The sequence below is a fragment of the Kitasatospora sp. NPDC058218 genome, assembly GCF_042882445.1.
In the GTDB taxonomy this organism is placed as follows: Bacteria; Actinomycetota; Actinomycetes; order Streptomycetales; family Streptomycetaceae; genus Kitasatospora.
In genome coordinates this window covers 71,873-94,921 of record NZ_JBHVWC010000024.1, presented here as the reverse complement: position 1 = coordinate 94,921, position 23,049 = coordinate 71,873, and the positions used below count along the sequence as shown (strand labels likewise).

26 protein-coding genes and 1 pseudogene are annotated in these 23,049 nt (G+C 71.5%); 15 read left to right on the top strand and 12 right to left on the bottom strand.

All coding sequences use genetic code 11. From position 1 onward, the window contains the following. Positions 1 to 9: 9 nt before the first annotated feature. A complete protein-coding gene (locus ACFVYI_RS17500) occupies positions 10 to 1,659 on the bottom strand; it encodes a beta-propeller fold lactonase family protein (RefSeq protein WP_387886193.1) in 1,650 nt (549 codons plus the stop codon). A gap of 266 nt (positions 1,660 to 1,925) precedes the next feature. Between ACFVYI_RS17500 and ACFVYI_RS17495 the strand changes: the two genes are divergently transcribed. Then, positions 1,926 to 3,587, top strand: coding sequence for an FAD-dependent monooxygenase (locus ACFVYI_RS17495; protein WP_387886191.1), 1,662 nt, complete (start codon positions 1,926 to 1,928; stop codon positions 3,585 to 3,587). A gap of 10 nt (positions 3,588 to 3,597) precedes the next feature. Here ACFVYI_RS17495 and ACFVYI_RS17490 read toward each other — a convergent pair whose 3' ends face one another. Continuing rightward, a complete protein-coding gene (locus tag ACFVYI_RS17490) occupies positions 3,598 to 3,975 on the bottom strand; it encodes a hypothetical protein (RefSeq protein ID WP_387886189.1) in 378 nt (125 codons plus the stop codon). A gap of 143 nt (positions 3,976 to 4,118) precedes the next feature. Between ACFVYI_RS17490 and ACFVYI_RS17485 the strand changes: the two genes are divergently transcribed. The 4 genes from ACFVYI_RS17485 to ACFVYI_RS17470 all read left to right on the top strand — a co-directional run bounded on the left by ACFVYI_RS17485 (position 4,119) and on the right by ACFVYI_RS17470 (position 7,999). Beyond that, positions 4,119 to 4,703, top strand: a complete 585-nt coding sequence (locus ACFVYI_RS17485) for a DUF2975 domain-containing protein (RefSeq protein WP_387886186.1) — start codon at positions 4,119 to 4,121, stop codon at positions 4,701 to 4,703. Continuing rightward, the gene (locus ACFVYI_RS17480) at positions 4,703 to 4,948 is read left to right on the top strand and encodes a helix-turn-helix domain-containing protein (protein ID WP_387886183.1); all 246 of its coding nucleotides are present in this window, start codon (positions 4,703 to 4,705) and stop codon (positions 4,946 to 4,948) included. Before ACFVYI_RS17485 ends, ACFVYI_RS17480 begins: the two co-directional genes overlap by 1 nt. A 604-nt stretch (positions 4,949 to 5,552) precedes the next feature. Next, complete coding sequence (locus tag ACFVYI_RS17475; protein ID WP_387886180.1) at positions 5,553 to 7,010, top strand: trypsin-like serine protease; 1,458 nt, start codon at positions 5,553 to 5,555, stop codon at positions 7,008 to 7,010. A 527-nt stretch (positions 7,011 to 7,537) separates the two neighbouring features. Continuing rightward, complete coding sequence (locus ACFVYI_RS17470; protein ID WP_387886178.1) at positions 7,538 to 7,999, top strand: hypothetical protein; 462 nt, start codon at positions 7,538 to 7,540, stop codon at positions 7,997 to 7,999. Positions 8,000 to 8,037: 38 nt separating this feature from the next. Here ACFVYI_RS17470 and ACFVYI_RS17465 read toward each other — a convergent pair whose 3' ends face one another. Together ACFVYI_RS17465 and ACFVYI_RS17460 are read right to left on the bottom strand one after the other, a co-directional pair. Beyond that, positions 8,038 to 8,244, bottom strand: a complete 207-nt coding sequence (locus tag ACFVYI_RS17465) for a DUF397 domain-containing protein (RefSeq protein WP_387886256.1) — start codon at positions 8,242 to 8,244, stop codon at positions 8,038 to 8,040. Further along, positions 8,234 to 9,067, bottom strand: coding sequence for a helix-turn-helix domain-containing protein (locus tag ACFVYI_RS17460; RefSeq protein ID WP_387886176.1), 834 nt, complete (start codon positions 9,065 to 9,067; stop codon positions 8,234 to 8,236). The genes ACFVYI_RS17465 and ACFVYI_RS17460 overlap by 11 nt, the downstream gene beginning before the upstream one ends. Positions 9,068 to 9,191: 124 nt before the next feature. On the opposite strand from ACFVYI_RS17460, the gene ACFVYI_RS17455 reads away from it, so the two are divergent. From ACFVYI_RS17455 to ACFVYI_RS17445, 3 genes are all read left to right on the top strand, one after another. Next, entirely contained in the window at positions 9,192 to 9,446 is a 255-nt protein-coding gene (locus ACFVYI_RS17455) for a hypothetical protein (protein ID WP_387886175.1), read from the top strand. Beyond that, the gene (locus ACFVYI_RS17450) at positions 9,443 to 9,646 is read left to right on the top strand and encodes a hypothetical protein (protein WP_387886173.1); all 204 of its coding nucleotides are present in this window, start codon (positions 9,443 to 9,445) and stop codon (positions 9,644 to 9,646) included. The genes ACFVYI_RS17455 and ACFVYI_RS17450 overlap by 4 nt, the downstream gene beginning before the upstream one ends. A 116-nt stretch (positions 9,647 to 9,762) precedes the next feature. Further along, complete coding sequence (locus ACFVYI_RS17445) at positions 9,763 to 10,251, top strand: NUDIX domain-containing protein (protein ID WP_387886171.1); 489 nt, start codon at positions 9,763 to 9,765, stop codon at positions 10,249 to 10,251. 78 nt (positions 10,252 to 10,329) lie between these two features. Here ACFVYI_RS17445 and ACFVYI_RS17440 read toward each other — a convergent pair whose 3' ends face one another. Further along, on the bottom strand, positions 10,330 to 10,728 hold the full coding sequence (locus ACFVYI_RS17440) for a winged helix-turn-helix transcriptional regulator (RefSeq protein ID WP_387886169.1): 399 nt from the start codon (positions 10,726 to 10,728) through the stop codon (positions 10,330 to 10,332). Positions 10,729 to 10,828: 100 nt separating this feature from the next. Here ACFVYI_RS17440 and ACFVYI_RS17435 point away from each other — a divergent pair, with 100 nt between their 5' ends. Beyond that, positions 10,829 to 11,686 (top strand): alpha/beta fold hydrolase, encoded by an 858-nt coding sequence (locus tag ACFVYI_RS17435; RefSeq protein WP_387886167.1) that lies wholly within the window; start codon positions 10,829 to 10,831, stop codon positions 11,684 to 11,686. Positions 11,687 to 11,705: 19 nt separating this feature from the next. Here ACFVYI_RS17435 and ACFVYI_RS17430 read toward each other — a convergent pair. Together ACFVYI_RS17430 and ACFVYI_RS17425 are read right to left on the bottom strand one after the other, a co-directional pair. Next, a pseudogene (locus ACFVYI_RS17430) lies at positions 11,706 to 11,825 on the bottom strand (IS5/IS1182 family transposase); the annotation flags it as partial. Between the two features lie 477 nt (positions 11,826 to 12,302). Continuing rightward, positions 12,303 to 12,614 (bottom strand): putative quinol monooxygenase, encoded by a 312-nt coding sequence (locus ACFVYI_RS17425; RefSeq protein ID WP_387886165.1) that lies wholly within the window; start codon positions 12,612 to 12,614, stop codon positions 12,303 to 12,305. Positions 12,615 to 12,713: 99 nt separating this feature from the next. On the opposite strand from ACFVYI_RS17425, the gene ACFVYI_RS17420 reads away from it, so the two are divergent. Further along, the gene (locus tag ACFVYI_RS17420; RefSeq protein ID WP_387886163.1) at positions 12,714 to 13,034 is read left to right on the top strand and encodes an ArsR/SmtB family transcription factor; all 321 of its coding nucleotides are present in this window, start codon (positions 12,714 to 12,716) and stop codon (positions 13,032 to 13,034) included. A 38-nt stretch (positions 13,035 to 13,072) separates the two neighbouring features. Here the strand turns inward: ACFVYI_RS17420 and ACFVYI_RS17415 are convergent, their stop codons facing one another. Beyond that, positions 13,073 to 13,729 carry an HAD family hydrolase gene (locus ACFVYI_RS17415; RefSeq protein ID WP_387886160.1) on the bottom strand — a complete coding sequence of 219 codons (657 nt, stop codon included), beginning with the start codon at positions 13,727 to 13,729 and terminating at the stop codon, positions 13,073 to 13,075. 137 nt (positions 13,730 to 13,866) lie between these two features. Beyond that, positions 13,867 to 14,466, bottom strand: a complete 600-nt coding sequence (locus ACFVYI_RS17410) for a hypothetical protein (protein ID WP_387886158.1) — start codon at positions 14,464 to 14,466, stop codon at positions 13,867 to 13,869. A gap of 366 nt (positions 14,467 to 14,832) precedes the next feature. Here ACFVYI_RS17410 and ACFVYI_RS17405 point away from each other — a divergent pair, with 366 nt between their 5' ends. The 4 genes from ACFVYI_RS17405 to cpt all read left to right on the top strand — a co-directional run bounded on the left by ACFVYI_RS17405 (position 14,833) and on the right by cpt (position 17,978). Further along, on the top strand, positions 14,833 to 16,029 hold the full coding sequence (locus ACFVYI_RS17405) for a hypothetical protein (RefSeq protein ID WP_387886155.1): 1,197 nt from the start codon (positions 14,833 to 14,835) through the stop codon (positions 16,027 to 16,029). Between the two features lie 46 nt (positions 16,030 to 16,075). Beyond that, positions 16,076 to 16,843: a hypothetical protein gene (locus ACFVYI_RS17400; RefSeq protein WP_387886153.1), complete on the top strand. Its 768-nt coding sequence runs from the start codon at positions 16,076 to 16,078 to the stop codon at positions 16,841 to 16,843. Between the two features lie 53 nt (positions 16,844 to 16,896). Beyond that, positions 16,897 to 17,334: a hypothetical protein gene (locus tag ACFVYI_RS17395; protein ID WP_387886150.1), complete on the top strand. Its 438-nt coding sequence runs from the start codon at positions 16,897 to 16,899 to the stop codon at positions 17,332 to 17,334. Positions 17,335 to 17,447: 113 nt separating this feature from the next. Next, complete coding sequence (gene cpt, locus ACFVYI_RS17390; RefSeq protein WP_387886253.1) at positions 17,448 to 17,978, top strand: chloramphenicol phosphotransferase CPT; 531 nt, start codon at positions 17,448 to 17,450, stop codon at positions 17,976 to 17,978. Between the two features lie 72 nt (positions 17,979 to 18,050). On the opposite strand, the gene ACFVYI_RS17385 is transcribed toward cpt, so the two are convergent. Further along, entirely contained in the window at positions 18,051 to 19,220 is a 1,170-nt protein-coding gene (locus ACFVYI_RS17385) for a serine hydrolase domain-containing protein (RefSeq protein ID WP_387886147.1), read from the bottom strand. Positions 19,221 to 19,548: 328 nt separating this feature from the next. On the opposite strand from ACFVYI_RS17385, the gene ACFVYI_RS17380 reads away from it, so the two are divergent. Then, positions 19,549 to 20,637, top strand: coding sequence for a WD40 repeat domain-containing protein (locus tag ACFVYI_RS17380; RefSeq protein ID WP_387886146.1), 1,089 nt, complete (start codon positions 19,549 to 19,551; stop codon positions 20,635 to 20,637). Positions 20,638 to 20,667: 30 nt separating this feature from the next. Here ACFVYI_RS17380 and ACFVYI_RS17375 read toward each other — a convergent pair whose 3' ends face one another. After that, positions 20,668 to 21,894: a saccharopine dehydrogenase family protein gene (locus ACFVYI_RS17375; protein WP_387886144.1), complete on the bottom strand. Its 1,227-nt coding sequence runs from the start codon at positions 21,892 to 21,894 to the stop codon at positions 20,668 to 20,670. Further along, positions 21,891 to 22,946 (bottom strand): alpha/beta hydrolase family protein, encoded by a 1,056-nt coding sequence (locus tag ACFVYI_RS17370; RefSeq protein ID WP_387886142.1) that lies wholly within the window; start codon positions 22,944 to 22,946, stop codon positions 21,891 to 21,893. Before ACFVYI_RS17370 ends, ACFVYI_RS17375 begins: the two co-directional genes overlap by 4 nt. Positions 22,947 to 23,049 lie beyond the last annotated feature (103 nt).

The following is a 23,049-nucleotide window of genomic DNA, read 5'->3' as shown; positions in this document are numbered from 1 at the left end:
CTCAGGTGATCAGCTGCAGCTGATCAGCAGCGCCAGGGTGGCCGAGCAGGTGCGCGACGCACGGTCGTTGGCCGCCACCGGGTCGGTGGGCGCGCTCGCGGTGCGGGCGGCGGTGACGGTGAAGGTCCGACCGAGGTTGAGCAGACCCACGTGGACCGTCAGGTGCCGGGTGACGCTCGCCCCCTTCGCCAGCGGACCGGCGATCGTGCAGGTCAGCTTGCCGGCCGCGACGGTGCAGTCGGTGGAGGAGGTGGTGAAGCCGGCGGGCAGATCGGCGGTGACGGTCGCCGAGGTCACCGCTTCGGGGCCCTGGTTGGTCACGGTGAGGGTGTAGTCGACCCGCCCGGAGAGCAGGCCGCCGACCGGGTTGGCGCCGAGCGACACCGCGAGGTCGGCGGTGGGCGCGACGTAGGTGAAGCGCCCGGCCGGGACGACGGCGCTGGTGCCGCCGGCCGTGGTGACCCGGACGTCGACGGCCCCGCCGGCGGAGGCGGCCGGCGTGGTGGCGGTGCAACTGGTCTCCGTGCAGGAGAAGGCGGTGGCGTTCCCGGCGGCGCCGAAGCTCACGGCCGTCGCCCCGGCCAGGTCGCTACCGGTGACGGTGACCGTCGTCCCGCCCGCCTGCGGGCCGGACGCCGGGCTGACCCCGGTGACCACCGGCACCGGCAGTGGGAAGCCCAGCACCGTCACGGCGCCCGAGGCGAAGTCGGCGAGGTAGCCGCGCCGCCCGTCCGGGGTGAGCGCGAGCGCGTACGGGTTCGTGCCGACCGGCACCGTCGCGGTGACCGTGCGGTCCGCGGTGGCGATCGCGCTCAGGGTGCCGTCCGTGTAGTTCGAGGCGTACGCGGACTTCCCGTCGGGCGAGAGCGCGACCGAGAACGGGTTGGCGCCCACCGTCACCGTGCCCACGACGGTGTGGCCCGCCGTGTCCAGCACGCTGACGGTGTCGTCGCCCCCGTTGGCCGTCCACAGGCGGGTGCCGTCGGAATTCAGGGCCAGGCCGAAGACGCCGTGGCCGACGGGGACGCTGGCGCTCACCGTGTTGCTCGCGGTGTCGATGACGTCCACCGTCTGGGCACCCGAGGCGGCCACGTACACGTGCGCGCCGTCCGGGGAGACGGCCACGCCGTGCGGTTCGGCGCCGACCGGGACGGTCGCGGTGACGGTGTTGCTCGCGGTGTCCAGCACGCTCACCGTCGAGGCGCCGGCGCTGCTGACGTACGCGTGGGCGCCGTCGGGCGCGACCGCGACGCCGAAGGGTTCGGCGCCGACCGGGACGGTGGCCGTCACGGTGTTGCTCGCGGTGTCCAGCACGCTCACCGCGCCGTCGAGGTGGTGGGTCAGGTAGGCGTGCCGCCCGTCCGGGGCCCAGGCGGCGGCGTACGAGCCGGACCCGGCCGTGAAGGTGCCGGACACCGCACCGGTGACGGCGTCGAGCACGGTGACGGTGCCGCTGCTCTGGCTGGTCACGTACGCCCGGCCGCCGTCCGGCGCGAGCGCGACGCCCGCCGGGTAGGGCACCACGGCGACGGTGGCCGTCACGACGGGCGCGGGCGCGACGGCCCAGGCGGTGCCGGGCTGCACCAACAGCGCGGCCGTGGCCGCGCCGGTGGCGACCACGGCCGTCCAGGTGCGGCTCGGGGAACGGCTTATTCTCACGGGGGAATTCTCCAGACTCGTCAGACCATCGGGGAAACGATCGGCCCAGTGGCGGTTCCGCGACCCACTGAGGCCGCACGAAGCGTAGAAGGCTGTTTGACGGACCGTCATGAGTTGACCGGGATTGTCGCCAAGTGTTTGGAAATGGTTGCCCCCCGAAACCGGTCCCGGGGCGACGCCCGCCGTCTCCCTCGGCCCGGTGGCGGACCGCCGCCGATCGGGAGCAGCCTGGAGGGAGGCGATCGGAACGTCCCCCGGGAGCGGCCATGGACGAGATCGACGTACTGGTGGTGGGTGCGGGCCCGGTCGGGCTGACGGCCGCCGCCGAGCTGCGGCGCCACGGGGTCGACTGCCGGATCGTGGACCGGCTGGCCACCCCGCAGCACTACGCCAAGGCCGTCGGGGTCCAGCCGCGCACCATGGAGGTGTGGGACGCCATGGGCCTGGTCCGGGCGGCCCTCGACGAGGCCGTCCCGATGCGCGGCCAGCTCCTCTTCGTCGACGGGGAGCCTGGTCCGCGGGTCGAACTCGCGCTGCCGCCCGACATCCCGTACACCTTCGCCGCGCTGCCCCAGTACACGACGGAGCGGCTGCTCACCGAACACCTCGCCGGGTACGGCACGCACGTCGAGCGCGGTACCGAGCTGCTCGCCGTCGAACAGGACGGGGACGGCGTGCGGGCCGTGCTGGCGGCGCCGGCCGGGCCGCAGGAGGTCCGGGCGCGCTACGCGGTCGGCTGCGACGGCGCGCACAGCCTGGTCCGCAAGGCCGCCGGCCTGCGCTTCGAGGGCGACGCCTTCCCCGAGCACTACATGCTGGGCGACGTCGAGGTCGACTGGGACCTCCCCGCCGGCTACGGCATCCGCGCCACCCATCACGACGGGGACGGCCGGGTCGACGACCTGCTGGTCTGCATCCCGCTCCCCGGCCGGGGGCGGTACCGGATGTCGATGATGGTGCCGGACGAGCTGGCCGGCGACGGCGGCGCGGGGAGCTTCGGCTCCGGGAGCGGTGTCTCCGGGAGCGGCGCCTCCGGGCGCGGTGTGGAGCACGGGCTGGAGGGCGGAGCGGCCCCCGAACTGCGGCACATCCAGGCCGTGCTCGACCGGCTCTCGCCCCGGCGGCCCGTGCACGCCTCGGCGCTGCGCTGGTCCTCCACCTTCCGGATCAGCCACCGCCTGGTGGACCGCTACTGCGCCGGGCGGCTCTTCCTGGCCGGCGACGCCGCCCACATCCACCCGCCCACCGGGGCGCAGGGCATGAACACCGGCATCCAGGACGCCTTCAACCTCGCCTGGAAACTCGCGCTCGCCGTCCGGGGCATCGGGGCGGACGGCCTGCTGGACAGCTACCACGCCGAACGGCACCCGGTGGGCGAGGAGGTCGTGGGCCGGACGGTGCGGCACGCGCGGGCCGGCGTGCCCGCGGACGCCGGGGACCTGGACGCGATCCTGCGACGGGAGGCGCAGTTGCTGGTCGGCTACCCGGACAGCCCGCTCGTCGAGCCGGCCGCCGGAGTGGCCGCGCCCGCACCCGGCGAGCGGGCGCCCGACTGCCGGGGGCTGGAACGGGCGCTCGCGAACTACCCGTTCCGGCTGTTCGACCTGCTGCGCGGCCCGCGCCACACCCTGCTGTTCCACGTCGACGCCGCCACCCCGGACGAGCACGTGACCACCTGCGCGGTGGCCGCCCTCTCCACGGCCCACGGGCTGCTGGACGTCTACGCGGTACTCGCACCGGACGCACCCGCACCCCGGTGGCGGCTGCCGACCGCCCGGGACGCCGGGGGCGAGTTCCGCGACGCCTACGCGGCCCGCCCCGGCGAGGCGTTCCTCATCCGCCCCGACGGCTACCTCGCCGGACGGTTCCACCCACCCACCCCGGAGGGCCTGGCCACCTGCCTGCGGCGCACCTTCGGCATCGGGTGAGGGCCGGCGCTCAGGAGGCCTGGCCGCCACCCGGGCCGAGCAGCCGCTGCCACAGCACCTCCGGCGGCACGGTCGCCCGGTAGTCGAAGAAGACGCTCAGCCCGCCGTGGTCGTCCGCGAGCGAGTCCAGGGTGCGGTGGCGCGCGGCCTCCTCCAGGAAGCGGGGCTCGTCCCACGGGGCCGTCAGCATCGCGACCGGGACGGCCGGGGGCTCGCTCGGGCCGACGTACACCACCCAGCAGGCCATCTGCGGGAAGTAGCCCGAGACCGCGACCTGTCGCACGAACTCGCCGAGCGTGGCGGAGCCGTCGGCCTGCCGGACGTACTCGTGAGGGGCGTCCACGTCGTCCCCCATGGCGACGCTGGCACGCGTGAGAGTTACTCGCATGGGGCCAGCGTAGCGACTATTCGTCACTCTGACGACAATCGACCGCCGCCTTCGTCGCCAGCCAGACCGACAGCTGCGGACTTGTCGAATATCGATATGCTCCTCTACCTTGAGCATATCGAAAATCGATGGGGAGGAACGTAGTGGACACACGACTCACGAGGACGCTGGCCTCGGCGACCTTTGCACTGGCGGTACTCTGCGGGCTCACCTTCCTCGGCACGGGGGTCACGCACGTGCTCGACGACGGGGCGGTCTGCGTGCAGACGGGCTTCTGGGCCAATGCGCCACTGGCGGACGACCTGCACCTCGGCAACGGCGTGGAGGCGGCCGCCAGCGCCACGCGCCTGTGCCAGCACAGCCCCTCCGCGGGGCAGCGCGCCGCCGACCTCGGGGACCGACTGCCCTGGCCGCTCTTCGGCACCCTCGCATTGCTGCTCTTCTCCCGACTGCTGAAGACCGTCGTACGGCAGGGGCCGTTCACCGACCCGGTGTCGCGGCAGCTCTCCGCTCTCGGCTGGTTCGTCACCGCGGGCACACTGGTGACCGGCCTCGTAGCAGGCTGGTCGCAGTCCTGGCTCGTCGACAGCATGGCGCCCATCGTGGGCTCCGGGCCGACCCTCTCCGGACCGCTGGTGCTCGTCCTCGCCGGCCTCGCCGCAGTGATCATGGGGAAGATCATGCGCGAGGGCGTGCGCATGCGAGAGGACCTCGAAGGGACCATCTGATGCCCGAAGAGGAACTCCACGGGATCCGGATCCACCTCGACCGCCTGCTCGCCGAGCGCGGCATGACGCTGACGGAGCTGTCCGCGCAGGTCGGCATCACCGTCGTCAACCTGTCCGTGCTCAAGAACGACCGGGCCAAGGCCATCCGCTTCTCGACCCTGTCGAGGATCTGTGAGGTCCTCCAGTGCCAGCCGGGGGACTTGATCACCCACGAACCCGCCGCCGACGGACGACCTTCGCCGTAGCCCGCAGCCCGCAGCCGGCGCGAGCAGCCCGCAGGACCGTCACACCGGCCGGTCGGCCTGCGGCTTCACGTGGGCGAGAACCCGGTCAGTCTCAGCCATTCTGGCGCTCGGCCGATCTGACCAATCCTCATGTTCGGGGCGTTTCACACCGACTGGCGGCCGATTTTGGTTGATCACCCGCCATCGGCGGGCCCAGGGGTGGTATTTCTGTGAAGATCGATTCGGCGATGGGGAGCGTCGTCTTCCACATCGCTGGTCGGCGTGTCAGAAAACGGGGGGCTTTGGCGTGATGAACGCAGATGTCGGCAGGCGACCGCCGGACACCGAGGTGTCACCGGAGCAGACGCGCGCCACCGCGCCCGCGTCGGCCTGACCACCGGACGCGCGCCGTCCGAGGCGCCGATTCCCTGCGGCCCGACGGCGTCGTACTCCCTCGCGCCGCCGCACGGCGCAATGCCGCCCGCCCGGTCCGGTCGGCCCGGTCCGCACACCTGGCTCAGGGTCCACTCCGGGCCGGCGGGTCCCTGCCATCGCTCCCCGATCCCCTCTCCCACCAACCAAAGGTGATCGACAGATGCAGCTCAAGCGTCCACGTGCCACGTGGATGACCAGCCTTCTCACCACCACCGCCACCGCCGGCATGCTGATCCTCGGCACCGTGCCCGCCGGCGCGGTCGTCGGCGCCCCGGTGGCCGACGGCGGCTACCCCTTCACGGCCAAGCTCGACATCGGCGAGGGCAAGCGCTCCTGCTCCGCGGCCCTGATCAATCCGACCTGGGTGATCACCGCCGCCAGCTGCTTCGCCGCCGACCCGGCCAACCCCTCGACGGTTCCCGCCGGACGCCCGGCGGACAAGACGATCGCCACCGTCGGCCGCACCGACCTGGGCAGCACGGCCGGGAAGTCCGTCGAGGTGGTCGACCTCGCGCCGCGCGCGGACCGCGACCTCGTGCTGGCCCGGCTGGCCAGCCCGGTCTTCGGCTTCTCCCCCGTCGCTCTCGCCACCGCCGCGCCCGCGGTCGGCGACACGCTGCGCGCCACCGGCTACGGCCGCACCGCGGACGAGTGGGCGCCGACCCGCCTGCACAGCGCGGCCGTCACGGTGAAGTCCTCCACGGCGACCACCCTCACCATCGCCCCCAAGGCCCCGGCCACCGGCGCGATCTGCAAGGGCGACACCGGCGGCCCGACCTTCAAGGAGGACGGCGCCACCGCCGTCCTGACGGGCATCCACAGCCGCTCCTGGCAGGGCGGCTGCTTCGGCTCCACCGAGACCCGCACCGACGCGATCGAGACCCGGGTCGACGACATCCGCCAGTGGATCACCGACACCTCCTCGGTCGACCAGGCCCTGCTGGGGCCCGATGCCAAGCTGGCCTCCGGCCAGACCCTCACGGGCCGTGACCTGCAGCTGACCATGCGGACCGACGGCGACCTGACGATCACCCACAAGGGCATCCCGAACGGCGTGATCTGGGCGACCGGCACCGGCGGCAACCCCGGCGCCTACGCCTGGATGCAGCCCGACGGCAACTTCGTCGTCTACTCGGCCGACAACCGGCCGATCTGGAACACCGCCACCTGGGTGTCGGCGGGCAACTACCTGAGCCTCCAGGACGACGGCAACCTCGTCGTCTACAAGAAGGACGGCGGCCCGCTCGCGGGCGGTGCGCTGTGGGGCGCCGGCTCGACCCGGATCGGGACCACCATCGGCTCCGGCCAGCCCGTCTGGTCCGCGCAGTGGGCCGAGGCCGCGTCGACCGTGCTGATCATGCAGCGGGACGGCAACTTCGCCGTGTACCGCAAGAGCGACGGCGCCTACCTGTGGGGCACCGGCACGTACGCGAGCACCTTCGGGTACTTCGTCATGCAGAGCGACGGCAACGCGGTCATCTACCCGGCGGGCCAGGGCAACGGCGTCGGCTCGGTGTGGAACTCCGGCACCTGGTGGAGCGCGGGCGCGTTCATGAAGCTCCAGGACGACGGCAACCTCGTGATCTACAAGAAGGAGGGCGGCGAGGGCGTCGGCGGTGCGATCTGGAGCACCAACACCTTCGCCTGATCCGCTCCGGCCTGATCCGCTCCGACGCCCCGCGTCCGCCGCTCACGGCGGACGCGGGGCGTTCCTCGTCACCGGCTCGTAACGGCGATGGTGCCGTCCCGCCCCAGGCCGACCTGACGCCGTTTCGGTGTCAGTGCCTGCTGGAACAATGAAGTAATGCCGCCGGCGGGGCCGCCCGGTACGCCGGGTGCGCGGACCCCGACACCTCACGCGATCGCCGTGATCGGCTCGCGGAGGCTGTCGGGCCGTGCTCCATGACGCGCCGACGGGTCTCGTCCGGCACTACTGGGGGAGCAGAGAAATGGGCTTGCTGATCTTCTTCATCCTTGTGGGAATCGTCGGGTTCGGCATCACGGCCCTCCTGGGCCGGAGCGACAGAAGCAGGAAGTCCCGCTGGAGGGGTGGAGACGGGGGCAGCAGCGACTCCGGCGGAAGTTGTAGCGGGGGTTGCGGCGGAGGCGGCTGTGGCGGAGGGTGCGGCGGCGGCAACTGAGCTGTCGACTCGGCGAATCCGGAACGGAGACAACGTGCTTCCACGAACGTTCTCACGACGCATCGACCGCGTGCAGTCGGCGGTCGATGCGCTCGAACTCCCCCCGGCCGTCTACAAGACGTGCCCGTTCCAGCCGAGGGACCTGGTCGAAGCCGGGCTACGGCAGTGGTTGCGGTGCTGCGGAGCGGCGATCCTGGACCGGCAGATCATCGGTATGCCCTCGTCCGCCGTCGACGAGGCGTGGCACGGACTGATCCTGTGCACCGAGCGCTACGCGGCCTTCTGCCGGGCGGCCTACGGGCGGTTCCTGCACCACCACCCCCAGGGCGGCGAGCTGCCGGGGAAAGCGAAGCGGGCGGGGTCGATGCACGAACAGTTGCACCGCACTGCCGTGGCATGGTCGTTCGTGGCGCGGCCCGGCGAGGAGTGCGTCCTGTGGGACCTGGACGTACGGGTGGGCGTGCCCGAGCCGTGGGGCCGAATGGACCACGCATAGCGGCCCCCGACCAGCATGCCGGTCGGGGGCCGTAGATGTCAGACAGCGCCGAACTCGCCTGACTGGACACCAGCGATGAACGCCTGCCAGGCCTCGGCCGGGAAGACGAGCGCCGGGCCCTGAGGGTCCTTGGAATCACGAACGGGCATGACGCCCTCGTACCCATCCGCCACCTCAACACAGCCACCCCCACCGTTGCTGTGCGAGCTCTTGCGCCACCGGGCGCCCGATAGATCAACGTGCATGGCGTTCAAGTCCCTTCCGAACCTCACGGATCATGGCCAGGCTGTCCGCCCTGGGAAGTGCGTCCACCTGTAGCCGATCGTACTTTCCAGCCCAAGCGCCAACCGTGTCGGCATCCTGCTCCAGGTAGCCCCGTTGAAGCGTCTCGGTGTAGCCGACCATCGTGCGATTGGGAAGGGTGAGGAGGGTCACCGAATGTGACAGCGGTCGATCCTCGGCGAGGGCGTATGGGGCGACCTGAATGACGACGTTGGGCTGGCCAGACAGATGCTCAAGGTGTGAGAGCTGCCGCATCATGACACTTGGGCCGCCGATTGGGCGGAACAGCACTCCCTCATCCAGGACAGCATGGATAGCCGGGGTCTGGTCAAGCAACCTCTGCCGCGCAGCCAGGAGATTCAGTCGCTCATCGGCTTGCGTCCGACTGACTTCTCCTCGCCGCACGATGGCAGCTTCGTAGGCGGCGGAGTAGTCGTGGTGTTGCAGGATTCCTGGCACCATGCCGGTTTCGAACAGTCGCATGCCGATGGCTTCGCGCTCTTTGGCGGTGTACTCGGGGAAGCCTGGGATCAGAGCTCCGTTCTTCCAGCTCCACCACAGCAGCTCAAGAGATCCACCTGCCGCCAACACTTCGTCGGCCCGCTGCACGAACTTTAAGCTCGGAGCCTGCTTTGCTGTCTCCACATTGGAGATGTAGACGCTGGAGTACCGGACCAGCTCGCCGAATTGGACCTGCGTCAGTTCACTCCCCTCGCGTGACCTGCGAAGCTGAACAGCGAAGGCAGCCAGCGGAGATGACGTTGGATCAAGCGTACGACGATTCAAGATCGTTCCAACTTAAAGTCTGGTGAACTAGAGAGTTGAAGTACTTCCGATCGTAGCTCCGATCACCCCACCATGGATACAGGTCGTGATGACCTCACTGCACAGAGCTACCATCGGAGCCCTCATGCCCAGCCGCCCCCGCATGTCCGCGTACCAACCCGCCGTGGGCGAGGTCGTCCGTGACCTCGCCCACCGGTCCCCCAACGGGCAGCCCGCCGAGGCCGTCTACATGGACACCCTCGGCGGCGCGGCCTACCTCAGGCCCGAGGCCGGCGGCTGCGAGTGGACCACCGGCCCCGAACACGTCCGGCCGCTCGACAGCCCCCGTTTCGTCGCCGTCCAGCACCCGAGCCGGCCCCGCGCCAACGACGCTGCGTGAGCCGGGACTTCAAGCTCGTCACCGCCACCCTCGCCGTTTCGACGCTCAGCATCTGCGCCGCCGCGCTCCTCTGCTGGCCGATCCATGACGGGCCCCTCGGGCCTCAACTCCTCATCTCCGGAGTGGTCCTCGCGACCGGCGTCGTCGCCGGCCTGCCCGCCTGCTTCACCTGGCTGTCGAAGCTCGCCCCCGGCCGGTGACCCCCGAACTCCCGCGTGCCGGTGTGGTGCGCGCACGCGGGACACCCGGCCCGGCTCGCGACCCCAGCCGCGAGCCGGGCCGGGCACTCATCGACTTCCAGCGAAAGGAACCCGCGATGCTGTACCCGCTGCCCGAGATCCTCACCAACCCGCCCCGCCGCCGCCTCGGCCACCAGGCCCTCGTCCTCAACACCGACGGCGCCGTCCTGCTCGTCGAAACCACCTACAAGAACGGCTGCACCCTCCCCGGCGGCAGCGCCGAACGCAACGAACTCCCCCACCTCGCCGCCCGCCGTCACACCGAGACCGAAACCGGCCTCGTCCTCCCCCTGCGCAGCATCCTCGCCACCGACTACGTCGACGCCCAACTCCTCCCCGAAGGAGTCAACTTCGTCTACTGGGGCGGCCGCCTCACCCGCGCCCAGGAGACCACCGTCACCCGCCACCGACCCCCGGAGCGGATCGTCGCCCTGCACTGGGTCCAGCCCGACCGACTCGCCGACACCATGGCCACCGACCAGCACCGCCGCGCCGCCCAGGCCCTCACCGCCCTCGCCCGCGGCGCCCACCTCCCCTTCCTCCTCCGCGGCATCCCCGCCGAATAGTGCGAGGGCCGTCCGAGCGGCGACGCCGGCTGCGTCGAGTACCCGAGCCAACCAGTACTGAACGCGGAACCGGCCCGCCTATCCCCCATCGACCTCCGGGTCGATGGCTTCGTTGGCGCGGTCGATCTCGGCCATGTGTTCCTCCGCCCAGGTCCGCAGCCCTGCAAGCGCGGCTTCCAGGGACAGCCCGAGTCCGGTGAGTCGGTAGAAGACCCGCGGCGGCACGGTCGGTTCGACCCGACGTGACACCAGCCCGTCGCGGGTCAGGCTTCGCAGCGTCACGGACAGCATCTTCTGCGAGACGCCGGGCATCCGGCGTCCCAGCTCTGCGAACCGCACCTCGTCCGGTGCGGCATCGGCGAGCGTCTTGACGGTCATGGACGTCCACTTCGTACCGATGCGGTCCAGCAGCTGCCGCGTCGGGCAGTGGGGATCGAACAGATCGCCACGTTCTGCCCGGGCTCCTCGGGTGGTCACCTGTGGCTCAGTACCTTCCCTGAAAGTGCCGTCTAGGAAGCGGTTGGACAGTTACCTATCGTTTGATGGTCACCAATGGTAACCAGTCGGAGGAGCCGCCATGCCCGTCACCACCGCACACCAACTGCGCCGCATCGCGACGAACGGCGTCCAGCTCAACGTCGCGATCGCCGGGGACGGACCCGCGGTTCTCCTGCTGCACGGCTTCCCGCACACCTGGCAACTCTGGAGCGGCATCATGGGCCGACTGGCCGGACGGTACCGGGTCATCGCCCCGGACCTGCGAGGCCTCGGTGCCAGTACACGTGCCGTCGAGGGGTACGACGCAGGCACCCTGGCCGCCGACGCCGAAGGGCTGCTCGACGCACTCGGAGAGCCCTCGGCAGCAGTGGTCGGCATCGACGCGGGCACCGCTCCCGCCGTCCTGCTCGCGCTGCGCCGGCCCGGCCTCGTCCGGCGCCTGGTCGTGATGGAGGCACTGCTCGGCCGCCCCTCCGGAGTCGAACACGTCGTCGCGGGTGACGCCCCGTGGTGGTTCGGCTTCCACGCCGTCCCCGGCCTCGCCGAGACCGTCCTGGCCGGCAACGAGGCCCCGTACATCGACTGGTTCCTCGACTCGGGGACGCTCGGGCGAGGAGTACCCGACGACATCCGTGCGGCCTTCGTTCACGCGTACACCGGGAGCGAGGCCCTTCGCTGCGCGTTCTCCTACTACCGGGCCCTGCCCACCAGCGCGCAGCAGATCCAGGACGCCGTCGCGACGGCTCGGCTGACCATGCCCACCATGGCCGTCGGCTCTCACCCCGTCGGCACCGGGCTCGAACGCCAACTCCGTCCCATCGCCGATGACCTGGTCGGACACCATCTCCAGGACTGCGGCCACATCATCCCCCTCGACCGCCCCGACGCATTGTTCGCGCTCCTTGCTCCCTTCCTGTCCGCCGATCTGCCGAAGTGACCGGAGCGGCGCCGGAGGGTCACGGTCGGCGGTTCGGGCGTTCGTCCCGGCGGTGAGTCGTCCAGGACCACCGGATCAGGCTGCGCACGGTGATGGCTGTGTCGGCGAGGTCGAAGAAGGCATCAATGAAAGTGACGCGGGCGCGGGCGGGGCCGAGTGCGGCAGCGAGGCCGTCGGCGGCCGGTGTCCGGGCCGCAGGCTCGGCGGTCGGGGCGGCGATCGGGTGCAGCAGCAGGCTCTGGCGGTCCGGCCCGGCCAGCAGGCTGATGCTCCGCTGGACGAAGTAGTTGGGCCGCAGTTCCAGGCCCCGGCCGCCGAGCTCGAAGGAGCCCTCCAGTTCGCCGAGGGTGCACTCCAGCACTCCCTCGTCCCGCCAGACGGCCTTCGGGTGAAGCGAGTCGAGCATTTCGCCGATCCCGGAGCGGGCGGCGGTGCGGGCCCGGGCGGCGATGTCGGCCTCCAGTGCGCGGCGGATGTCGGGCCAGTCCGGGCCGAGGCAGGACCGGAACAGCGCCCAGACACCGTCGCTGACCTCGCGCAGGCCCCGGCTGCCGTCCTCGCGCAACCGGGCCAGGGCAGCCGGGACTTCCGGGCCGCTGCCGAACATCGCGAGGCGCTACGCCCGGCCGTACGGGCTCCGCATGGTCAGGAAGCGGATCTCCAGGTCACTGGCCAGGTAGTCCATCCGGCTCTCCCAGAACGCAGCGAGGTGGGGCAGGGCCAGGTGGGCGTCGAGGTCCGCCTGGCTTCGCCATGCCTCGTAGAAGACGAAGACACCGGGCTCGTCGCGGTCCTCGTGGAAGTGGTACTCCAGGCAGCCCGGCTCCTGCCGGGTGGGCGCGACGAAGGAGAGCAGCAACTCCTTGAGATCCTCGGCCCGTTCGGGCTTCGGTCGGGCGATTCCGACGAGCGTGACCAACTGATCCATCCGCGTTCTCCCTCAAGCAAGGTACGGCTTCAGTCGTACCTTGCGGGACAGTACCCCTCCCGAGAGGTACGATTCAAGCCGTACCTGAGGGAGGTCACCATGCCCGACGAGGAAGGGCACCCGGCCGTCGAGGAGATCGAGCTCGGCAAGGTGCTGTCCGCACTCGCCGACCCGCTGCGCCGCCGGGTCGTGCGCGAGCTGGCCGGCGCACCCGACGGCACGGCGCGCACCTGCAGTTCCTTCGCCCTGCCCCTCTCGAAGGCGACGGTCACCCACCACTTCCGCACGCTGCGCGAGGCCGGGCTGATCCGCCAGGTCGACCGGGGCAACAGCCGGATGGCCGACCTCCGCCGGGCCGACATCGACGCCCGCTTCCCCGGCCTGCTCGCCATCCTGACCGCCGAGGCCGAGGCTCACTGACCATCGGGCCGCGCCACCCGAACTCGCTCGATTGGGCTCTATGCCCGGCGGATCACCCGAACCGCCTCGGGCACCGAGCCGACCGTGAAATCAGGAGTGACGCCTGCGGGGCGCTGGTCCGGCGCTCGGCGTCCGCGAAGCCAGATGGTACGGAGCCCTGCGGCCCGCCCTCCCTCGATGTCGGCGGACAGGCTGTCGCCCACCATCCAGCCGCCGTGGTCGATCAGGGCTCCGCAGCGTCGGGCGGCCGCCCGGAAGATCTCGGGGTGGGGCTTGCGGACGCCGGCCTCTTCCGAGATGCACCAGGAATCCACCACCTCGGCGAGGCCGGTGCGCTGGATCTTGGCCAGCTGATTGTCCTGCATGCCATTGGTGACTATCGCGACCCTCCACCCGGCCGCACGAAGGTCACGCACCGCCGCCAGGGCGGCAGGCCCGCACACCACCAGCTCCGGCATCCGCTTGCGGTACCGGCCCCAGAGCCGCTCCACCGAGTCGCCGACGCCGAACCTCTCGCGCACCTTCTCGAAGAAGCCGTCCATCGGACCGGAGTGGCGGGCATCCTCAGCCATCAGCCAGTCTCGCGCGCTCGCGTCGAGCGCCCGGTCGCTGACGAACTCCCCCACCCAGAGATCGAATGCGGCATCGCGGTCGAGAAGCGTGCCGTCGAGATCGAAGAACGCCAGTAGCTGCATTCCGAACACCCTAGTAACGGCGACTCGTTGACGGCCCCGACGAGCACGGCTGCGTCATGGCGGACGGCGAGCCGGTGTCCTGTCGGGCCAGGCCCACGGAGACCCGCGCTGCGTCCCCTGCGGACGTGGTTCCCGTTCTACTCCACCGGCTCGCGCCAGGCGGCGACGAGATTGTGGAAGCGCGAGAAACGGGCGCCCGGAACAGTCTCGCCGCTGACCGTCTCGCCGTTGAGCCAGCAGATGTCGAAGATGTCGGTCTCGGTGTCGAGCAGGCAGCACACACCGCTGGTGGCGGCGGTGAGGTCGGTGAACACCTTCCTGACGCTCGCCGACTGCACGAACATCCGGCTCATGCCCGAGGTGGCCGCTGTGAACTGCAGCGACGCGAAGTTCGGGTGCCACGCGGGCGAGAACCTGACAGTCAGGTAGATGTACCCGACCGACACTCTTCCCAACTCGTCGACCCTGTCGACATCGCGGAGAAGAAACTCGCGCATCGCGTCGTCGACGCCGATCATGATCGAGGTGTCCAGTTCGATCGTGCCGCCTGCCGAACAGTCGACCGGTTCGCTCTTGTACCCCGAGGTGAACGGCACGATCAGCTGCTCGCCGCCTGGCAGGGTGATTGAGAGCGGCGGCGTGTCGCGGCCTTGGGGAGCGAGTTCGGCCAGCCGGGTCAGCACCCTCACAACGTTCCGAGGTGGCATGAAGATCTCGTAGCTGTAGTCCAGCCCCATGCCGCCCCACCTCCCTGGCCCTGAACCGGAATCGTTTCACGGTGGGGACCGTTCGCCCAGTTGATTTTGGCGCGGCCGGCTTCATCCGGGCGCGGTCGGGAGCGGGCGTGAACATCGGCTCACCTCCGAAGAGATCAGCTCCGAGTGGAAGCACCCACGGTGGTCACCGACCGTGCCCGGGCGCACGACATCGACCGCAAGCCGGACGCTCAGCCGACCCACTCAACCGCCCACCGGTCAGCCGAAACGCTTCAGTCACAACCGGCGCGGCCCGCCCTCATGACGGGAGTAACGAACCCGCAACTGGTTGGTGAACACCCGCCGACAGTCTCGCAGCCTCGGAACGTACCTGACACCCTGTCAATTGTGCTCCCCGCCAATGTGTTCGAAGAGCCCTCACTCGGGATCGCGGGCAGACGCCCGTTCTTCCTGGCCCGCCGGCGATTCCGGAGAGTCGCCGCCATCCCGTTCGCCATCCTCGTGCTCGCCACCGGGATGCTCGCCCTCACCGGCAACCTCCCGGTCCCGGGGGTGCCCGTGGTCGAACTGAAGGGTCGTGTGGCCTCCAAGGCCGACCTCTTCACGGATCCGGAGGTGCAGCGGATCCTGATGCGCCACCGGATCAAGGTCACGGTGGACGTCGCCGGGTCGCGTCAGGTCGCGGAGGGTGACCTCAGCCAGTACGACTTCGTCTTCCCCTCCGGGCAGGCGGCGGCCGACACCATCAAGGAGCGCCGGGAAGCGGCGCACGAGCACGCCATGATCAAGCTGCCGTTCAACAGCCCACTCGTCATCGCGACCTACCGGGCCTACGCCGAGGCCCTGGTCGGCAGGGGGGCGGCGACGCCCCAGGGCACCGCCTCCGCCGACACCCTGTACTACGACCTCGACCTGGCCAAGTTCCTGGACCTCGCCCGCACCGACACGACCTGGAGCGACCTCGGGCTCAATCCGGGCCGGATCAACAACAACGTCGTCGCCGCCTACACCTCCCCGTACTGCGACTCGAACTCCGCGGAGACCTACGTCAGCCAGGTCGCCTTCTCCCAGCACGGCAGCCGCACAGTGGACGAGGCGTCTGCCGACGACGTGGGCAGGGCCGTCAAACCACTGCTGGAGGCCCAGGGGCGCCCGGCCAGCGACCGCTTCGACTCCTTCGTCAACGGTGAGGACTCCGCGCCCACCCCGGTGGTCTACGAGCACCAGTACCTCGCCTACCAGCTCCGCCACAAGGCGGCGAAGGGCCAACCCGACACCACCCGCGTCCTGCTCTACCCGGACAGCGCGTTCGTGACCGAGCCGCGCATCATCTCGCTGAAGCCCCGGGCCGACGGACTGGCCGTCCTCATCGACTCCGACCCCGAGTTGCGCACACGGGCGACCGAGCTCGGTTTCCACACCGGCCTGGACGCCCACGGCCAGGACCAGCTCCGGACCTTCCTGGGGGCCCGGAACCTGCCCGCACCCGCCACGGTCAACCGGACCCGCGCCCTCCTGCCCTCCCCCAAGGCCCTGGAGACCATCCTCCAGGCCGTGGCCGGCTGCAAGCGCATCCTCTCCTGACCGCCCCTGCGACCCTGACCGCCCCTGTGACAAGGAAGCGACGGCCATGTCCAAGCTCTGGTTCGGCGAGTGGTGGTGCTTCCTGTCCCTCTGGGCGGCCGCTGTCGCAAGCCTGATCTTCCTCATCGTGTACTGCTTCCTGGAACTGCGCGCGCAGCGGATCACGGGACTGGACCTCACCCAGGGCATCTGCGTCTACCTGGACGATTCCGCCATCACCGACAGCTATCAGATGGGCCGTCACTCCGCGGCCCTCGTCCAGGCGGTCGAGCACCAGACCAACGGCGGCTACACGGTCAGCGCCGCCAGTCCGGACGGCACGCTGGGCTTCGAGAGGACCCGGGGGGAACAACTGATCACCAACTACGTCCAGACCCACACCCCCATCGAGGTGATCGGAATCCTCGTCGACGCCATCGAGAAGGGGAACGGCATCGTCCACGCCAACCTCAAGACCGGCACCCTCACCAAGAACCCGGCACTCGTCAAACTGCTGAGCGACCTCGGCCAGTCCGACCCGCTGCCCAAGAGCACCCTGCTGAGCCACGTCGAGGACTACGTGCTGGTCAAGGGAAGGTTCCGGCTGGCCGCCCGGACCTCCGAGGACCCGAGTGGCACCACCGTCTTCATCGCCTCCTACGCCGGCGTCGGTTCCGCCGTCCCCTCGGCCCGCGTCCGCCTGGCCTGCGCCAACGCGGGCCTGCGCCGGCACACTCCCGCCGACGAGTTCTCCGGCAGCTGCCTGGGGAAGGTCAGGGGCTGGAACGCCGAGGACGGCGCCCTGGACATCCACCCGGTCGTCATCTTCCAGTGACTCGCGAAGGGTCCGGCGACGGATCCCGGGCGCAGGACACTAGCCTGTGGTGCATGCATCAGCCCCGAAGGCGCGACCGGCGCCTGGTTCGTCGTGTGGCGCCGGAGCCTGCCCGACGCCAGGCAGCGCGGCTCACGGTCGCGGGGGCCCAGGTGGTGGTGGTCGGCTACTTCTCCGCGAAGGAGAAGGACTTCGCGACGCTGATGGCGTCGGCCGCCACAGAACTGGCGGCCCGCGGCGCTCGGGTCGTCGGGCAGATCGTGCAGCGACGGGGCGTCTCGGACGGCGGGGCCCGCAAGATGGGTCTGCCCCATTCCTCACGGACCCTGCTGAGCCACGGAAAGGTCCGCGAGGTGGCCGACACCTGCGAGCAGGCCGACGCGGACGCGGTGATCTTCGTTGCCTCCTTGACCGAGCGCCAGCGGCACGCGCTGACGGCGATACTCGGCTGCCCTGCCGTGAGTCTCGCCGACATCCTCGCTGCCGACTGACCGCAAGCTCGGATTGCTCCGACCGGGAGGGGCCCCGCCGGTCGCGGCCGGTGGCGCAGGGGCGCGGAAATCCGTTTCGCATGGTGCCCCGGTGCGCCTACTGTGGCGCGGTGATGACTCAGGTGATCGTTCTCAACGGTGGCTCCAGCTCGGGCAAGTCCGGGATCGCACGGTGTCTGCAGGCCGTCCTGCCGGGCCCGTGGCTGGCCCTCGGGACGGACACGCTGGTCGAGGCGATGCCGGCGTCCATGCAGACGTCGGACGGCGGGATCGGCTTCGCTCCGGACGGAGAGGTCACCGTCGGGCCGGAGTTCCGGACGCTGGAGGCGGCATGGCTGGAGGGGATCGCCGCGATGGCCCGCGCAGGAGCCCGGGTCATCGTCGACGAGGTCTTCCTCGGCGGAGCGGAGTCCCAGCAGCGGTGGCGGAAGGCCCTGGGCGAACTGCAGGTGCTGTGGGTCGGCGTCCGGTGTGACGCCGCGGTCGCCGCCGGCCGGGAGGTCGCCCGGGGCGATCGGATCATCGGCATGGCCGCCTCCCAGGCGGAGCTGGTCCACCGGGGCGTCGCCTACGACCTGGAGGTGGACACCGCGCATGCCGAGTCGATGGCGTGCGCACGGACCATCGCCGCACACGTCGAGTGACCGGCGGCTCGACCGTCTCCCGCTGCGACCGCCACGCCTGAACACCCCTTGCCGCGATGTCATGACGTCGCGTCAGTTGCACAGGGCTGCTGCTTGCGCCTTCATCATCCCCTTGCTCCGCGGGACGGGCGGCTCGCCCTTCAGGTCGGCCCCGAGGTCGAAGACATTGACGGCGAGGACCAGTTGTCGCTCACCGTCGGCCGCGGTGAGCGACACACTGGTGAAGCCGGGTCCGCCACCGTCGGTCTCCCACGCGCTGATCGGCTCGGTGCCCGGCTCCGAGCCGCACGGCACGTCCATCCGCTGCACGCCGAGTCCGTAGGCCGGGGCGTCGGGGAACTGCACCGTGGTCAGGAGTTCGCGCTGCTGGGTGGGGTGCAGGAGTTTGCCGGTGAACAGGGCCCGATGGAAGCGCGCCAGGTCGTCGACCGTGGAGACCATGGCACCGGCGGTCCAGTCGTACGACGGGCTGAACCGGGTCACATCCTGTCCCTTGAGGTCGTAGCCGTGCAGGTGGGGGCCGTGAATCGCCGGGTCGGTCACCGGGAACGAGGTGTCCTTGAGGCCGAGCGGGGCGAGAATCCGCTGATGGATCTCGGCGGGCGCGCTGTGGTGCGTGGCGGCCTCGATCACCAGACCGGCGAGTAGGTAGTTGGTGTTGGAGTACGTCCAGCCGCCGCCGGGGGCGAAGAGCGGCTCGTGCCGGACAGCCCGGGCGATCACCTCCCGCGGGGTGTAGACGTGGTCCCAGTCGTGACGTTCCAGGTAGGGGGCGAAGAACTCCGGCTCGGTGGTGGGGTCGTAGATCCCCGAGGTGTGGTTCAGCAGCTGCCGGACGGTGATGGCCCGGCCGTCGTTGCCGTTTCCCTGAACGACCCCGGGCAGCCACTTCTCCACGCTGTCGTCCAGTGAGAGCCGTCCTTCGCCCTCCAGTTGCAGCAGCACCGTCGACACGAAGGACTTGGTGTTGCTGGCGATCCGGAACCGCTGGTCCGGCCTGGCCCGCTCGCCGCTCGCCGTGTCCGCGAGCCCGGCCGCCGTTCGTGACTCCAGCTCTCCACGCCTCGCATACGCCACGACTCCCGGGAATCCGTCCGTGACGGTCTGCTCGATGGCCTCCTTGAGGCCGGCGGGCGGTGCTGCCGGCCCCCGCTCCGCGACGGTCGCCGCCGGGAGGCACCCCGACACCGCCACCGCGCACATCCCGACCCACAGTCCCGCGGCCCCCACACGTGCCTTCATCGATCTTCCCCGTTCCTGCTGCTCGTCCCCGTTCATGCCCAGCGTGCCGGGCCGTCGCACCGGCCGCCCAGCGTGTTGACACCCAGATCGATACGGGGGTTATCCCCAGCCCTCCGCCGTCCTGTCCCTCGCCACGCCCGTGCCCGGCGAGGGCCTGACCAGCGGACACTGCTGGTGAATTGGCTGGGCCCGCCGAGTCCCGCCCCGGCGCGTCCGCCCCGGCGGAAGCCGTGTTTCCGAGGCCCTGGCCGCTTCCTGGCGCGTCGAAGCGGGCCCGACGGGTCGATCGGACGTCGGGGCCCGCGCATGGCTACCCGATACTGGGCCCGTGATCTTCCGTCGTCGGCGCCGCCGAGCCCTACCGCCCCCTCCCCGGGCGCCGATCCCCGCACCCGTACCGGCGATCGAGGTGGCCGAGCCGTGGGCCGTGGAGTGGACCACCGACCCGGCGGCCGACGGGCCTCCGGCCGCCGGCCGGGCCGCAGGCCATCGGGAGCCGATCGGCAGCGTGGCGACGGCCGTGGTGGACGGCCGCGCGCTCGCGGTCACGGCGGGAGGGGAGGGCGTCGCACGGGTGTGGGAGGTGGACGGCGGCCGCGTGCTCGGCGAGCTGCCCGTCGGCCGGTTCGACCGCGTGGCGCTCGACACGCGGAACGGCGCCCCGGTGGTCCTCGCCGTCGGCGACCACCGGCCCGAGTTCGCCCGGGACCCGGCGTCCGGCCGCTGCCTGCGGACGCTGCCCGCCGATGACGCGACGGCCGTGACGACGACCGTCCTCGACGGCCGGCCGGTGGCGGTCACCTGTCACGAGGACGGGACGGTGCGCGGCTGGGAGCTCACCGATGCCGGGCCTTCCGCCCGGCCGCTCGGCGAGCCCGTCGGGGGCCGGGAGTACGCGCTGAACGCCGTGGCGGCGGCGGTGGTCGGCGGCCGTCTGCTCGCGGTGTCGAGCAGCGGCATGAACGTGCACCAGAGCTGGGACGGGGACGTCCGGCTGTGGGACCTCACGGCCGGGGTGCCGGTCGCCGCCTTCCGCGCCGCGGCGACCTCGGCGGTCGACGCCGTCGCCCTCGCCGACCTGGGCGGCCGACCGGTGGTGGTCACCGGCGACTGGCAGGGCGCCGTACGGCTCTGGGACCTCGCGCCCGGCGGACGGCGGCCGGACGGGGCGGAACTGCGCGGCCACACGGCCGGGGTGTGGGCACTGGCCGTGACGACGATCGGCGGGCGTGCCGCCCTGGCCTCCGGCAGTGACGACGGCACGGTGCGCGTCTGGGACCTGGCGACGCACGAGCAGGTCGGCCCCGTGCTGCGCTTCCCGCACCCGGTGCGCGGGCTGGCGGCCGCACCGGGCGGCCGGCTGGTGGTCTGCTTCGGGCCGCAGGTGGCGGTGCTGGCGCATCGCGGCGGCTCCTGAGCCCGACCGGGTGGAGGTGGACCGGCGCGTTCACCACCGGCCCTGCGCCCGTCGGCGGTGCGCACGGGGTCGAGCGAGCGGTCGAGTGGCCGACCCCTCCTCCACCACCACACCCGGCGAGTAGGGCTCCAGGTCCCGGAAGAAGCGCCGCGCGTCGATCACGGACTCCGGCGGGTGGACGCCCGGCCGGCGGGCGGTGCCGTCCAGCAGTTGGGCCAGGCCCAGGGCGAGCGGGATGCCGGTGGCCCGGGCCATGTCGGCGAGCAGGCGCGGCGGGTCCTCGGCGGGGCGGGCCAGGACGGTGAGCGGTCGGCCGTCGCGCAGGCCGGTGGCGGCGGCGAAGAACGGCGGCAGCGTCCCCGGTCCACGCAACCGTGCGGCGCGGGCACCAGCAGCCAGGGCGCGCCCGAGCGGCGGGTCGGCCAGCAGTGCCGCGGCCGATTCGTTGTCCAGCCGCCCCCGGTCGAGGTCGCGCCGCAGGCCGTCCAGGAAGGCGACGGTGCCCCGGGTGACGACCATCAGGCAGGCCGCGTTCCCGCCGGGCGCGAGGCTGCGGTGCAGGGTGACCGACTCGGGGTGGCCGACGGTGTACCCGGTGCCGCCGCGGCCGCCCGGCAGGGCCAGTGCGACCGGGCGCAGCGGCGGCCGGCGCACCGCCTCCCCGCGCTCGACGACGGCGACGGTCCCGCTGATCTGCTCCATCCAGTGGACGGCGGCGGCGCCCGGTCGGCCGTCCGGCCCGGTGAGCTCCTCGCCGGTGTCGGGGACGTCGACCGGCCAGGCGGTGTACACGTCGTGGACGGTGTCGAGCCGGCCCGCGGCGAGGGCGGCGAGCAGGTTGGAGATGCCGGGGCTGGCGCCCATCCCCAGGACCGCCGTGACGCCGGAGCGGCGGGCGGCCCCGTCGAGTTCGAGCATCCGGACCGTCGGCTCCCAGTCGTCGCAGAGGTCCAGGTAGTGGGTGCCGGCGCGGATCGCGGCCGCCAGCACCGCCGGGCCGAACCGGTAGTAGGGGCCCACGGTGTTGAGCACGACGTCCGCTCCGGCGAGCACGTCGTCGAGCCGCCCCGCATCCGTGACATCGATCCGACGAGCCGTCACGTCCACCGGAGCGCAGCCGAGTTCGGCGACGAGACGGCTCGCGGCGGCGAAGTCCCGGTCGGCGACGACGAGTTCTTTGACACCGGGCAGGGCGATCGCGGCCCGGACGGCGGCCGCGCCCATGGCTCCGGCGCCGCCGAGGGCGAGGATCCTCATCGCCGGCCCCCGACCGGCGCCGTGGTCGCCACGAAGTGGCGCTGGTCGTCCAGGTAGCCGTCGGTGAAGACCGAGCGCGGCGAGGTGACGGCGACGAGCAGCCCGTACAGCGAGCCGTCCTCGACCTCCGGCCTGGCCAGCCCGTGGGTGGCCGCCGGGTAGCTGCGGACGGTCAACTGGCCGGGCGCGGTGAGGAGTCGCCGATAGGCGGCTTCGGTGTCGGCGATGTCGACGTTGCGGTCCCGGCCGCCGAGCACCAGCAGGACGGGCACCTTGAGCGCGGCCAGGTCGGCGGTGGCGTCGGCGGTGTGGTTCCGCAGGACGAACCGCCAGCGCGCGGGTGTCAGGTCGCCCAGGTCGGCGCCGACGGCGGCCCGGGCCTGCTCGTACGTGGCCCCCTTGCGCAGTTGCTCGTTGACGCGCTCCCGGCGGGCGAGTTCGGCGTCGATCCGGCTCTGCGGGGCGTGGTCGTCGGCGAGTTCGGCGAGCAGGTTGTAGCGGCCCTGCCGCAACCAGTTCACCGCCGGGGAGACGGCGATCACGAACCGGATGCCGGGCGCCCGTTCGGCGATCTTGGGCAGCACCCAGCCCGCCTGGCTGGCGCCCCAGAGGCCGACCCGGTCGGGGTCGATCCCGGGCTGCGACCTGGCCCAGGCGATCGCGGCGGCGGCCTCGTCGGCCCGGTCGTCCATGCTCTGGTCCAGCCAGTCGCCGGGGGCGCCGCCGACGCCGGGCTTGTTCCAGGAGAGCGAGGCGTAGCCGGCCTCGGCGAGGGATTCCCAGATCGGGCGGTAGAAGGTGTCGTGGGTGGCGTCGGTCGGCCCGTCGCCGTGGACGAAGACCACCAGGCCGAACGGCCCGTCGCCGCCCTCGGGCCGGGCGAGCACGCCGTCCAGCGGCTGCGCACCACCGGTGATGGTGACCCGCTGCTCCCGCAGGTCATAGCTGTTCCGGTAGAGCACCCAGCCGCCCGCCACGCCGATCAGCAGGGCGAGGGCGAGCAGGGAGCCGAGCAGCCGCCTGCGCCGGATGCGGGGTTTCCGTCGTGCCATCGGAGGTCCGATCTATCGAATCAAGAACTATCGTTTCACTTTCGATAGTTTCGAGCGTACTACAATCCCTGGTGCACGAGGGCGGACCACCGGAAGGAGCCGG

Coding starts and splice junctions, on each gene's coding strand:
- ACFVYI_RS17495 (WP_387886191.1), top strand. CDS start 1,926: ATGGACGAGATCGACGTACTGGTGGTGGGTGCGGGCCCGGTCGGGCTG.
- ACFVYI_RS17490 (WP_387886189.1), bottom strand. CDS start 3,975: ATGCGAGTAACTCTCACGCGTGCCAGCGTCGCCATGGGGGACGACGTG.
- ACFVYI_RS17480 (WP_387886183.1), top strand. CDS start 4,703: ATGCCCGAAGAGGAACTCCACGGGATCCGGATCCACCTCGACCGCCTG.
- ACFVYI_RS17475 (WP_387886180.1), top strand. CDS start 5,553: ATGACCAGCCTTCTCACCACCACCGCCACCGCCGGCATGCTGATCCTC.
- ACFVYI_RS17465 (WP_387886256.1), bottom strand. CDS start 8,244: ATGCACGTTGATCTATCGGGCGCCCGGTGGCGCAAGAGCTCGCACAGC.
- ACFVYI_RS17455 (WP_387886175.1), top strand. CDS start 9,192: ATGCCCAGCCGCCCCCGCATGTCCGCGTACCAACCCGCCGTGGGCGAG.
- ACFVYI_RS17445 (WP_387886171.1), top strand. CDS start 9,763: ATGCTGTACCCGCTGCCCGAGATCCTCACCAACCCGCCCCGCCGCCGC.
- ACFVYI_RS17435 (WP_387886167.1), top strand. CDS start 10,829: ATGCCCGTCACCACCGCACACCAACTGCGCCGCATCGCGACGAACGGC.
- ACFVYI_RS17425 (WP_387886165.1), bottom strand. CDS start 12,614: ATGGATCAGTTGGTCACGCTCGTCGGAATCGCCCGACCGAAGCCCGAA.
- ACFVYI_RS17420 (WP_387886163.1), top strand. CDS start 12,714: ATGCCCGACGAGGAAGGGCACCCGGCCGTCGAGGAGATCGAGCTCGGC.
- ACFVYI_RS17415 (WP_387886160.1), bottom strand. CDS start 13,729: ATGCAGCTACTGGCGTTCTTCGATCTCGACGGCACGCTTCTCGACCGC.
- ACFVYI_RS17410 (WP_387886158.1), bottom strand. CDS start 14,466: ATGGGGCTGGACTACAGCTACGAGATCTTCATGCCACCTCGGAACGTT.
- ACFVYI_RS17400 (WP_387886153.1), top strand. CDS start 16,076: ATGTCCAAGCTCTGGTTCGGCGAGTGGTGGTGCTTCCTGTCCCTCTGG.
- ACFVYI_RS17395 (WP_387886150.1), top strand. CDS start 16,897: ATGCATCAGCCCCGAAGGCGCGACCGGCGCCTGGTTCGTCGTGTGGCG.
- cpt (WP_387886253.1), top strand. CDS start 17,448: ATGACTCAGGTGATCGTTCTCAACGGTGGCTCCAGCTCGGGCAAGTCC.
- ACFVYI_RS17385 (WP_387886147.1), bottom strand. CDS start 19,220: ATGAAGGCACGTGTGGGGGCCGCGGGACTGTGGGTCGGGATGTGCGCG.
- ACFVYI_RS17375 (WP_387886144.1), bottom strand. CDS start 21,894: ATGAGGATCCTCGCCCTCGGCGGCGCCGGAGCCATGGGCGCGGCCGCC.
- ACFVYI_RS17370 (WP_387886142.1), bottom strand. CDS start 22,946: ATGGCACGACGGAAACCCCGCATCCGGCGCAGGCGGCTGCTCGGCTCC.